Source organism: Pantoea sp. 18059 (assembly GCF_902706165.1).
GTDB classification, from domain to species: Bacteria; Pseudomonadota; Gammaproteobacteria; order Enterobacterales; family Enterobacteriaceae; genus Pantoea; species Pantoea agglomerans.
Window position 1 is genome coordinate 373,967 of sequence record NZ_CACSJS010000001.1, and the last position, 11,776, is coordinate 385,742.

8 protein-coding genes are annotated in these 11,776 nt (G+C 58.5%); all 8 read left to right on the forward strand.

Features of this window, described 5'->3' with window-relative positions; all coding sequences use genetic code 11:
* Window positions 1-54 precede the first annotated feature (54 nt).
* Window positions 55-1,575 carry an aldehyde dehydrogenase family protein gene (locus tag GVJ63_RS01760; protein WP_010669897.1) on the forward strand — a complete coding sequence of 507 codons (1,521 nt, stop codon included), beginning with the start codon at window positions 55-57 and terminating at the stop codon, window positions 1,573-1,575.
* A gap of 1,068 nt (window positions 1,576-2,643) precedes the next feature.
* The gene (locus GVJ63_RS01765) at window positions 2,644-3,240 is read left to right on the forward strand and encodes an SH3 domain-containing protein (protein ID WP_159226330.1); all 597 of its coding nucleotides are present in this window, start codon (window positions 2,644-2,646) and stop codon (window positions 3,238-3,240) included.
* 23 nt (window positions 3,241-3,263) lie between these two features.
* On the forward strand, window positions 3,264-3,758 hold the full coding sequence (gene tssJ, locus GVJ63_RS01770) for a type VI secretion system lipoprotein TssJ (protein WP_033786065.1): 495 nt from the start codon (window positions 3,264-3,266) through the stop codon (window positions 3,756-3,758).
* A gap of 5 nt (window positions 3,759-3,763) precedes the next feature.
* On the forward strand, window positions 3,764-5,107 hold the full coding sequence (tssK, locus tag GVJ63_RS01775) for a type VI secretion system baseplate subunit TssK (protein ID WP_010246132.1): 1,344 nt from the start codon (window positions 3,764-3,766) through the stop codon (window positions 5,105-5,107).
* A gap of 14 nt (window positions 5,108-5,121) precedes the next feature.
* Complete coding sequence (locus tag GVJ63_RS01780) at window positions 5,122-6,360, forward strand: DotU family type VI secretion system protein (RefSeq protein ID WP_010246128.1); 1,239 nt, start codon at window positions 5,122-5,124, stop codon at window positions 6,358-6,360.
* 3 nt (window positions 6,361-6,363) lie between these two features.
* Complete coding sequence (gene tssM / locus GVJ63_RS01785) at window positions 6,364-9,993, forward strand: type VI secretion system membrane subunit TssM (protein WP_010246125.1); 3,630 nt, start codon at window positions 6,364-6,366, stop codon at window positions 9,991-9,993.
* Between the two features lie 14 nt (window positions 9,994-10,007).
* Window positions 10,008-10,724 carry a type VI secretion system-associated protein TagF gene (gene tagF, locus GVJ63_RS01790; protein ID WP_010246121.1) on the forward strand — a complete coding sequence of 239 codons (717 nt, stop codon included), beginning with the start codon at window positions 10,008-10,010 and terminating at the stop codon, window positions 10,722-10,724.
* A 16-nt stretch (window positions 10,725-10,740) separates the two neighbouring features.
* Window positions 10,741-11,754, forward strand: coding sequence for a type VI secretion system protein TssA (gene tssA, locus GVJ63_RS01795; protein WP_010669900.1), 1,014 nt, complete (start codon window positions 10,741-10,743; stop codon window positions 11,752-11,754).
* Window positions 11,755-11,776: the final 22 nt, after the last annotated feature.

Sequence of the window (11,776 nt, forward strand, 5' to 3'; positions counted from 1 at the left end):
TGTTAATAATAAGTTTCATCATTGTTACATCAGTCACCTGTCAGGAGAATGATCATGCGTTATGCCGCCCCCGGAGAACAGGGTTCTCTGATTACCCTACAAAAGAATTATGGCAACTTCATTAATGGTGAATTCGTCGCGCCGGTGAACGGCAACTATTTCACCAATACCTCCCCGGTGAACGGCTCTGCGGCCGGTGAGTTTCCGCGCTCAGACGTTGCCGATGTTGATAACGCTGTGGCTGCTGCGGCAGCGGCGGCGGAAGCCTGGGGCAAGACCTCGCCGCAACAACGCTCGCTGCTGTTACTGAAAATCGCCGATCGGCTGGAACAGCATCTGGAGACGATGGCGGTCTATGAAACCTGGGATAACGGTAAACCGGTACGCGAAACCCTGGCGGCCGATATGCCGCTGGCCGTCGATCACTTCCGTTACTTTGCCGGTTGTGTCCGGGCGCAGGAGGGCAGTGCCGCCGAGATTGATGAGTTTACCGCCGCCTATCATTTCCATGAGCCGCTGGGCGTGGTAGCGCAGATCATTCCATGGAACTTTCCGCTATTAATGGCGGCGTGGAAACTGGCTCCGGCGCTGGGCGCGGGTAACTGTGTGGTGCTGAAACCGGCTGAGCAGACCCCGCTGTCGATCACCGTTTTTGTCGATCTGATTAAAGATCTGCTGCCGCCGGGTGTGCTGAACGTGGTGCATGGGTTCGGCAAAGAGGCGGGTGAAGCGCTCGCCTCCCATTCCGGCATCGCCAAGGTAGCCTTCACCGGCTCTACCGCAACCGGCGGTCATATTCTGGAGCTGGCAGCAAAAAGCCTGATCCCCTCGACCGTCGAGCTGGGCGGTAAATCACCTAACATCTTCTTTGAAGACATCATGCAGGCGGAGGAGAGCTTTATAGAGAAAGCCGCCGAAGGCGTGGTGCTGGGCTTCCTGAATCAGGGCGAAGTCTGTACCTGTCCGTCGCGGGCGCTGGTACAGGAGTCGATCTACGAACCTTTTATGGCAGCCGTGATGAAGCGGGTAAAAACCATCAAACGTGGCGATCCGCTGGATACCGAAACCATGGTGGGCGCGCAGGCGTCGCAGCAGCAGTTTGATAAAATTCTCTCTTATCTTGAGGTTGCCCGACAGGAGGGCGCGGAAGTGCTGGTGGGCGGTGGCGTAGAGAAGCTGGATGACTCACTTAACAGCGGCTACTACATTCAGCCGACACTGCTGAAAGGCAACAACAGCATGCGCGTTTTCCAGGAGGAGATCTTTGGCCCGGTCATTGGCATCACCACCTTTAAAGATGAGGCAGAAGCAATCAGTATCGCCAACGACTCCATCTATGGGTTAGGTGCTGGCGTCTGGACCCGCGATATCAACCGTGCTTACCGTGTGGGCAGGGCGATTAAAGCCGGGCGCGTCTGGACCAACTGTTATCACCTCTATCCGGCGCACGCCGCCTTTGGCGGTTATAAGAAGTCGGGTATCGGGCGTGAGACTCACAAAATGATGCTGGATCACTATCAGCAGACTAAAAACCTGCTGGTCAGCTACAGTATCGAGCCGCTGGGCTTCTTCTAGTTCTGGCCCGCAACCTGCCAGGTTAACTCTGCGCTCTTCTCCCAGAACCACGCTACGGCGTGGTTTTTTTTGCTCCACGTAGCCGGGCGCGCTGAGAAGCATCAGAAGCATGGCGATGGCTGCAATGCCGATAAAGAACAATTAATCAGTCCTTTCTTAAAGCGACGCCGGGCCGTTTTGCGCTTCGCTTACCTCGCTTCACGACCACCTCATCCTCAGCCCTTTATGAACCGTCCCATAATGAAACAACTTGCTGATTTGTAAGCATTATCTCACTGTTTTTACGCTAAAAACTGCCACGTATTACGGTCACCTCGGCGTTAACCTTCATTACGGCCTGGTGAAACAGCGCCATTTTTTACATGAGTTTTTTTAATGCTGACTACAGGAGTGTCTGGTTTCTGTGTAAGAATACTTCATAGTTGCTCATCTTGTTAAGAATAATCCTAAGCGAGTGATTAAAAGTAACACATATTTGCACTAAGTAAATTACTTAAACTTTACTTAAGTAAAATCTTATGAAAGTGGCCCGTTGAAATTTTGTCAATCTTCTGTAAACTCGCAGCTTATGTTTACAAAGGAATTGTGATTTCATACCTACGGGCAGGATATACCTGGCTCGTGCGGTAGCTATGAGCTTATACACATCTTGTAACTTATTGAATGTGATCGTGAAAACAGGAAAGTCAGCCTGTGCGCTGCGCTTTTTCCTATTGTCAGCGAATAGCGTCACAAGTGTAAATCTGAGTCAATATGTCAGTTTTTCGGCCAGGGATGGCATAAGTAAAGCTTGGGTTTTGCCTGCCTCATCCAATCTGACGGAAAAAAATAGATCATGTTTCTGATCATTTATCGCCAGCTCAGATTTCTCCCTGCGCCCGTCCCGGTCGCCAGAGTTGTTTTTTAATAGTTAACGTTAGTTGATCTGTTAACGTGCCACGCCATGGCACTTTAACGCTATTTGCTTAAGGTTTTTCTTTTAGGCTGGCACTAAGTGGCGCTCTCTCAGCACCACATCCCCGATTTTCATTACTGACAACCGGCCTCTGGCCACTCTCCAGGATATGAATGGAACACAACATGAAAAAAATGGTGAAGCTCCGTATTGCGTTAGGCCTGATGTTTGTTTTTTCTGTCGCGGGTTGTAAAACGCCGCCAAAAATGACGGATGACACGCTGGTCACCAGCACCGTGGATGGCGTGGTGATCAGTCACCGTTATGCGGTTAAATCGCCTGCGCAGTTCAGCCCGGTCAATGAAACCTACCGTGCGCTCTATCCCGCTTCAGTGATGAGCCATCCGAGTTTTGGCGGCAAGGTGGTGGAGGCGCTGAAAACCGGCGAAAGCTACACCGTGATTGGTCAGGTAGAGAACAACTGGCTGGCGCTGGGTGAACCCGCTCAGGCGTCAGCAGAACCTGAACCGGGTAAAGCCAGCAGTGCCGTTAAAGAGTCAACGCCCTCCGCAGCACCGCAGGCAACTGTTCAGCTGACCGGCTATGTGCCGTTTCGCGCCGTGGTGAAAAGCGAGCTTTACGATCAGACGATTAAGGCTGACCAGCCGAAGCGCCGGGTGCGCAGCAGCAAGAAGAAAACCTGTGTTGCGGTAAACGGTGACAGCACCGCCTGCCAGAACAGCACTAACGGAACCTGGATTATTAACTAATCGCACTAAGCAGGGAGGGCGGGATGATGACAACAACGCAATGGCGTGGGGCGCTGATAGTGCTGCTGACGTGGCTGATGACCGCGTGCAGCAGTACTCCACAGCCCGTTGCCTGGTACAACCTGGACGTTCAGGCGCAAAACCAGGTTAACGGCGGTGCGCCGCTGAAAATCCGGGTGGTATTACTGACCTCCGATGCGGAATTTATGTCGGCTGACTTCTACTCCCTGCAAAACCAGTCCGCTAGCGCGCTGGGTAATGCGCAACTCAATACGCAACAGTTCTTCCTGACTTCCACTCAGCCCCATAAAACGCTGCGGATTAAGAGTCTGCCCGAGGCGCGCTTCATCGGCATCATGGCGGAATATCAGGCGCTGGATGGCAAGGTCTGGCGACTGTCGCTGCCGGTTCCCGAAGGCGAATCACCCTCATTCTGGGCGTTCTGGAAGCGTGACGATGGTGAGCTGAATGCGCGCATCGTGGCGGGGATTAACGGCCTTCGCGTGGAAAAACAGTGATGTCTATGAACAGAGCCGAAAAGGTGGTCTGGACCGAGGGGATGTTTCTGCGTCCTCACCATTTCCAGCAGTCAGAAAATTATCTTCTCAGCACCCTGCGTGAGTGGGGCCAGTCGCAGCGCGCCTATACCTGGGGTTTTTACGATCTGGAATTCGATGAAGCGCTGCTGCGTCAGGGGAAACTGGCGCTGAGCGCCGCCAGCGGTTGTCTGCCTGACGGCACGTTTTTTGCCTTCAGCCAGCCACAGCACGGTCCGGCCCCGCTTGATCTGCCTGCCTCCGTTGACCGCAGCAAAGTGGTGCTGGCCATTCCGGCACGCCGCAATGGCCGCGAAGCGGTGGCCTTTCAGGAGTCGCAGGATTCTCTGGCGCGCTACCTCGCCTGGGAAGCGGAAGTGGAAGATGACAATGCCCAGGCCGTGGGCAGCGCCACGGTGCAGTTCGGCAAACTGCGTCTGCGGCTGATGCTGGAACAGGATCTGACCGCCGAGTGGACCGCCATGGGCGTGGCTCAGGTGATTGAAAAACGCAGCGACAACCACATCCGGCTCGACAGCGACTACATCCCGCCGATGCTGACGCTTAACAGCAGCCGTCCGCTGCAAAACATGTTCAACGATCTGCACGGGCTGATCCAGCAACGCAGCCAGCAGCTGAGTCAGCGCGCGCCGGGCACCGGTCGTTTTAACAGCGCGGATATGGTCGATTTTATGCTGCTGGCGCTGCTCAATCGTCAGCTTGGCCTGCACACTCATCTGCAACATCTGCCGCTGCTGCATCCTGAAACGCTCTACAGCCACTGGCTGCAACTGGCGGCGGAGCTCAGTACCTGGACGCCAGCCCGCGCGCCCGATGGCCTGCCGCTCTATGATCATGACGATCTGCACAGCTGTTTTAGCCGCCTGTCACTACTGCTGCGTCAGGGGCTGTCCCAGGTGATGGAAGAGAGCGCGATTCAGCTGCCGCTGATTCAGCGTTCGCACGGTCTTAACGTCGCGACCGTGCCGGAGAGCAGTATGGTGCATGAGTTTGGCTTTGTGCTGGCGGTGAAAGCCAGCGTGCCAGCCGACACCCTCAAAACCCACTTCCCGGCGCAGATGAAAGTCGCCCCGGTCAGCAAAATTCGCGATCTGGTGCAGTTGCAATTGCCCGGTCTGGCACTTCGGGCGATGCCCGGCGCGCCGCCGCAGATCCCGTGGCATGCCGGATACAGCTATTTCGAACTGGATAAGAACAGCGAGCTATGGAAAGAGATGGAGCGCTCGGGCGCTTTTGCGCTGCATCTTGCCGGTGAGTTTCCAGGTCTGAACATGGAGTTCTGGGCCATTCGTAGTCAGTCAGAATCATAAACTGAGCACGCAGCATGATGCAGGAACAACAAAAATCACACAGCGATCTTGCGCCGGAGGCCAGCCATCAGAATGTGCTGGTCGCGGCGGCCAACCCCCTGATTAACGCCATTCCTCAGATCCGTCACTCGGTATCACATGAAGACCCGGCGCAACTGCGTCAGCAGCTGATCGATCAGATTCGGCGCTTCGAGCTGAGCTGCCAGCAGTCAGGCCTGGGCTATGAAGTGATCATCGGTGCGCGATACTGTCTCTGTACCGCGCTGGATGAGGCGGCGGCGCTGACGCCGTGGGGCAGCCGCGGCGTCTGGACCAGCAATGGTCTGCTGGTCACCTTTCACAATGAAACCTGGGGCGGCGAAAAGTTTTTTCAGCTGCTGGCTAAGCTGTCGCAGAACCCCAGACGCCACATTCTGATGCTGGAGTTGATCTACTTCTGCCTGCTGCTGGGGTTCGAAGGACGCTACCGGGTGCTGGACAACGGTCGCTCGCAGCTGGAGACCATCAAACAGCGCCTGCTGCAGATGATCAAAAGCGTGCGTGGCAATTATGCAGCGGCGCTGTCTCCGCATCCCACCGATCAGCCGGTCCTGCGCAAATTGTGGCGGCCAATGATCCCGCTGTGGGCCTGTGCGGCGGTGGCGGGGCTGGCGGCCTGTCTGTTCTACATCGTGCTCAACTGGCGTCTCGGCGATTACACCTCGCCGGTACTGGCCCGTATCTATCAGACGGCGCTGCCGGAAGTGAAGATCGGCAACCCTGCGCCACCACCGCCCGCCACGCTGAACCTGCGCGCTTTCCTGAAACCGGAAATTGATGCCGGGCTGGTAGCGGTGCGTGACGAAGCGGACCGCAGCGTGGTGACGCTTAAAGGGGACGGACTGTTTGCCTCGGCGGCCACCGAGGTGCGCGGACGTTACACCGACGTAATCCAGCGCATCGCTGCTGCCATGAACAATGTCAGCGGCCAGATTCAGGTGATTGGCTACAGCGATAACGTGCCGATCCGCAGTGCCCGCTTCGCCTCCAACTTTGAGCTTTCGCTGGCACGTGCCCGGTCAGTACAGACCCTGTTGCAACAGCAGCTGGCGCAGCCGTCACGGGTGAAAGCGGAAGGGCGCGGTGAAAGCAATCCGCTGGTGCCTAATAACAGCGCAGAAAATCGCGCACGTAACCGTCGTGTTGAAATTACCCTGCTGGTGGCGCCGGATGCGACGCATGCCGAACTCAACGGCCTGGCGAGAGGGAACTGATCCATGCTGAATATTCTGTTTGCGGTGCTGACCAGCCGCCTCGCGTGGGGCTTTGTCGGCATTACCGCGCTCTCTTTTATCATCTGGGTAATTGGCCCGGTGTTCTCAATCGTCGATTCGCGCCCGCTTGAGCCGGAGCAGAACCGCATTATCAGTATCGCGCTGCTCTATCTGGTATGGGGCTTAGGCCAGGCGATTCCGCGGCTCTATAACATCTGGCTCAATCGCAAGCTGATGTCGAGCCTTGAAACCGGCAAAAGCGATGCGCCGGAAGCCGATCGTCAGCGCCTGACCAGTGAAGAGCAGGTGCTGGCAGGGCGTTTCTCCGAAGCCACTGACATGCTGAAAAAGGCGCACTTCCAGCGCCACAGCAGCAAGGGCACGCCGTTCTGGGCACAGCGCTTTGGCCGTCAGTATCTCTATCAGCTGCCGTGGTACATGATCATTGGCGCGCCCGGAGCCGGTAAAACTACCGCGCTGGTCAACTCGGGCCTGCAGTTTCCGCTGGCAGATAAATTCGGCAAGTCGGCGCTACGCGGCATTGGCGGCACCCGCAACTGCGACTGGTGGTTCACCAATGACGCGGTGCTGCTCGATACCGCCGGGCGCTACAGCACCCAGGAGAGTCAGCAGGAGCGTGATGCCAGCGAATGGCATCATTTTCTCGACCTGCTGCGTAAATATCGCGGACGTCAGCCGATCAATGGCGTCATCGTCACGCTGAGCGTTTCCGACCTGCTGTCGCAGTCGCCCGAGGCGCTGCGTAATCAGGCGCTGGCACTGCGTCAGCGGTTAATGGAGTTGCACGATCGCCTTGGCATCCGTTTCCCGGTCTATGTGCTGGTCACCAAAGCGGATCTGCTCAAAGGCTTCCGCAGCTACTTTGCCTCGCTGGATAAAGCGCAGCGTGAACAAATCTGGGGATTCACCTTTCCCTGGGCGAAAGCGTCCGCCGCCGATTTCGAACTTAACAACCAGTTTCAGCAGGAGTATTCCCTGCTGCAACAGCGTCTGGATGCCGGACTGGCCGATCGGCTGCTGACGGAAAGCGACGCGCAGGCGCGGGCAGAGAGCTATCTCTTCCCGCAGGAGTTTGCGGCGCTGCGGCCGTTGCTGGCAGACGCGCTCGACACGCTGTTTGCCCGCTCCGATTTTGAAACCCAGTTCGCGCCGCGCGGTATCTACTTTGCCAGCGGCACCCAGGAGGGACTGCCGTTTGATCGGGTGATGGGCGAGCTGAACCGCGCACTGAATCTGCCGGGGCAGCAGGCTGGCGAGTCAGGAAGCTGGGATAAGGTCGATAAAGAGTCGCCTATCCCGCAGAACAAAGGGCAGAGCTTCTTCCTGAAAGGGGTACTGGAAAATGTGATTTTCCAGGAGTCCGGTCTGGCGGGCAGCAACCGCTGGTGGGAGCTGCGCAACCGCGCCGGACTCTGGTCGGGCTATCTGGCGCTGCTGCTGATATTGCTGGTGGCCGGGGCGCTGTGGCTCACCAGCTACAGTAAAAACAAAGCCTATCTGCAGGAGATGGCCGCTAAAGCGCCGCAGGTTGAACAACTGGGCGATCAGCTTCAGCAGCAGGTCAATGGCGACCTCTTTGCGCTGGTGCCTTATCTCAACACTCTGTTGCACCTGCCGGAGAGCGCCGACTTCTCACTGGAAGCACCGCCGCTGACGCGCCGCATGGGGCTTTATCGCGGCACCGAGGTCAGCGATGCCACCCGTGCGCTCTACGACAAGGCACTGAAACAGCTGCTGTTGCCGCAGGTGGCGCAGAACATCACCCGCTGGCTGCGTAATGACAACGGCAGTGATGCTGACTACAGCTACGAAGCGCTGAAAGCGTATCAGATGCTCTACCAGCCAAAGCACTACGATGGCAAATTCCTGCAGGCGTGGCTGATGCTCAACCTGTCACGCGAACTGCCGCAGAACGTTACCCAGCAGCAGGTGAAACAGCTGGCGTGGCACCTGCAACAGTTGCTGGAGACGCAGATTCACTCGTCGCCGTATGCGAAGGATGAAGCGCTGGTAAAGCGCGAGCAGGCGCTGATTAATCAGATGCCGCTGTCACAGCGCGTCTATGGACGGCTGAAGCGCCTGCTGCAACGCGATGACAGCCTGCAGCCGGTGACGCTGGCGGCGCTGGGTGGTCCCCAGAGCGAGCTGGTGTTTTCCCGCAAAAGCGGTAAATCGGTCAATGACGGTGTGGCGGGTCTCTATACGCCGGATGGCTACTGGCAGCACGTGGATAAGCAGATTGCCCCGGTGACCCAGGCGTTGTATCAGGACGATCTCTGGGTGCTGGGCGGCGCGGCGCCGCAGCAGAAAAGTGAGCAGACGGATCTTGCGGTGCGCCAGCTCTACGTGCAGGACTATATCCGGCAGTGGGAGCAGTTCCTCAGCGACATTCAGCTCAACAGCAGCGCCGATCTCTCGCAACGCATCAACACCGCCCGTTTGCTGTCGGGCAACCATTCGCCGCTGCGCCAGCTGGTGATCAACCTCGGTGGTCTGCTGACGCTGAATCGGGCGCAGCCGGATGAGAAAACCGCGCAGGCAGCAAAGCCGTCGGATAACAGCGCCACCCGCACCCTTGAAGCGCTATTTACCTCGCCCGAGGCCAGTGCCGCGCGCGGACAGGCCGCTACTCAGGCATCCCCGGAGCAGGCCGTCGCGCTGCACTTTGCGCCGGTTCTGGAGCTGGCCCAGCCGCTGCAGCAGGGCAGTAAGGTGCTGGCGGTGGATGACTTCCTGCATCAGATTGACGATCTCTATCGATACCTCACCGCCGTGCAGGATGCGGCGAACAGCGGGATGCCGCCACCGGCCAGCGATGCCATCAGTCGTCTGCAGGCCAGTGCCGGCCGTCTGCCGGGTTCATTGCAGAACATGGTTTCCAGCATGGCGGTGGGTGCCAGCAGCGACGCACAGCGCCGCGATATGGATAACGTCCGCAAGCGCATCACCATGGAAGTGGGCAGTTTCTGCCGCCAGGCGATCGCCGGTCGCTATCCGCTGGTTCGCTCTGCGCGCAGTGAGGTCACACCAGACGATCTGGCGCGGATGTTTGCACCCGGCAGCGGCATGATGGACAGCTTCTTCCGCGACAACCTGGCCAGCAAAGTCGACACCACCAACGCGGCGTGGCGCTTTACGCCGGGCATTGACGGTAAAACCCTGCCGGGAGGCGAAGCCCTGCTGCGGCCCTTCCAGCAGGCGCAGTCAATCCGCGATGCCTTCTTTGCCAATGGTGCGACCACGCCCGGCTTCCGCGTCACGCTGCGTACGGTAAAAATGGATAACGACATCCTTAATCTGACGCTGGATGTGGATGGGCAGATTTTACGCTACAGCCACGGACCGCAGGCGGTACAGATGGTCAGCTGGCCCGGCCCCGGCGGCACCAGCCAGGTGCGGATGCAGCTGGGTCTGACCAACGGCACCACCTCCACGCTGGTCACCAGCGGTCCCTGGGCGCTCAATCGCTTCTTTGACCGCGCCCGGCTGACAGCGGCAGGCGGCCTGACCCGCGAAGCGAGTTTCAGCGTGGACGGTCATCAGGTCACGCTGTCGTTCACCCCTGGCAGCATTCGTAACCCGTTCCAGCTTCCCGGCTTTAGCTGCCCCTGAAACAGGACCCGACAATGACTCATTACGCTGCACCCTGCTGGTACGGCAAAGTGCCCAGCGCGGGTGACTTTGTGAAGCGCCGCTTCCCGGACGTGCTCTATCGCCAATGGTCCAGCTGGTTTCAGGTGGGCCTGCATCACTGGCAGAGCAGTCAGGAGAGTGATAACGCCCCGTCGCGCCCGTTCCTTAACGCGCCGGTCTGGAATTTTGTGGTGCCGCCGATGCTGGGCAGCCAGCTGATTCAGATGGGCTGCCTGATTGCCGCGCGTGACAGCGTGGGCCGTAACTACCCACTCTGCGCATTGCGCCACTTCACGCCCGCCGAGTGGTCGCCAGCCCTGCTGGCGCGCTCCGGCGAGTGGTATCAGCAGGTCGGCAATACGCTGTTGCGGGTGGTGCAGGGCGGCGGGTCACCGGAGCAGCTGGATCAGGCGCTGATCAGCATTCCTCAGCCGCAGCCGCCGCAGGAGTCGGACGAGACGTCAGACATTCTCAACGTCATCGGGCATGGCGATACCCCTTCGACGCTGAACTGGACACTGCCGGGCGAGAACTTCGACCCGCAGTTCTACACCAGTTTCTGGTGGACCAATCAAAGCGACGGTTTCCCGCTTTATACCCAGGTTCACAGCGGTAATTTTACCGCCCAGCTCTTTTCATTGCTGTTTGATCCGGCCGGTGGGGCAAAGCCGGGACGAAACGGACTTTATCCCCCGATGTTTGAATCCTGAGGCGACACGCATGACGATGAATACAGAGGCTCTTCTGGCTCCGGTCAGCGAGGACAATCCCGGCGGCGATAACCTGGAGTACCACGCTGATTTTCAGGCGATGGAGCAGGCCAGCGCCGGTAAAGCGGAGCAGCAGTTTGGCAATACTATCATTCCGGCAGAACCGGCCGACTGGAACAGAGTCGAGAAGCTGGCGATAGCGCTGCTGGCGCGCAGCAAAGATTTGCGGGTAATGCTGGCGCTGACCCACGCCTGGACCGAACTGAAAGGGCTGCCGGGCTATGCCCAGGGCCTGAAGCTGATTGAACAGGCGTTGTTGCTCTACTGGGAGCCGCTGTGGCCCCGGCTGGAGGAGTTCGGCGAGCAGGATCCCTTCTACCGCATTAATGCGCTGGCGTTGCTGGGTGACAAAACTGATCTGAGCGGCGCGGTGCGTCAGTGCTGGCTGCTGCGCTATCCCTCTGACGGCATCACGCTGCGCGATGCGGCCGCCCTGTGCGACGGCAGTAAAACCGAAGTCGCGGACTATCCTGGCGGCCTGCCGCGTCTGATCGACGAACTGGCGCGCGGCGACCAGCCCGGTATTGAGGCGGTGCTGCAGATTCATGAGCGGCTGCAGACCATCTGCGAAACCGTGACCGAACGACTGGGCGAAGCCGCGGTGCCGGAACTCACACAGCTGCGCAGACAGATTGCGCTGATCGCTGAACGTTGCCAGGCCACAGATATCAATGCGCTGATCCCCACAGCCGCCGTGGAACAGCCCGCAGAAACCGCGGCATCGCCTGCACCGGCCAACCCGCGCGCTGCCGCTGACTGGCGCACGGTGCAGATCAGTTCCCGCGCCGACGCGCAGCTGATGCTGGAGAAAGTGAAGCTCTACTTCACCCAGCATGAGCCGAGTCATCCGGCCCCACTGATGATCGACCGTGTACAGCGCTTAATCGAGCGCGACTTTCTGGAGATCATCCGCGAACTGGCACCCGACGGCGTACATCAGCTGGAAACCATTTTCGGACGTCGCGATTAAGCAGGCGTGACGCACACACACT

Excerpts from the sequence above, each read along its gene's own strand:
- GVJ63_RS01760 (WP_010669897.1), top strand. The coding sequence starts at position 55 with ATGCGTTATGCCGCCCCCGGAGAACAGGGTTCTCTGATTACCCTACAA.
- GVJ63_RS01765 (WP_159226330.1), top strand. The coding sequence starts at position 2,644 with ATGGAACACAACATGAAAAAAATGGTGAAGCTCCGTATTGCGTTAGGC.
- tssJ (WP_033786065.1), top strand. The coding sequence starts at position 3,264 with ATGATGACAACAACGCAATGGCGTGGGGCGCTGATAGTGCTGCTGACG.
- tssK (WP_010246132.1), top strand. The coding sequence starts at position 3,764 with ATGAACAGAGCCGAAAAGGTGGTCTGGACCGAGGGGATGTTTCTGCGT.
- GVJ63_RS01780 (WP_010246128.1), top strand. The coding sequence starts at position 5,122 with ATGATGCAGGAACAACAAAAATCACACAGCGATCTTGCGCCGGAGGCC.
- tssM (WP_010246125.1), top strand. The coding sequence starts at position 6,364 with ATGCTGAATATTCTGTTTGCGGTGCTGACCAGCCGCCTCGCGTGGGGC.
- tagF (WP_010246121.1), top strand. The coding sequence starts at position 10,008 with ATGACTCATTACGCTGCACCCTGCTGGTACGGCAAAGTGCCCAGCGCG.
- tssA (WP_010669900.1), top strand. The coding sequence starts at position 10,741 with ATGAATACAGAGGCTCTTCTGGCTCCGGTCAGCGAGGACAATCCCGGC.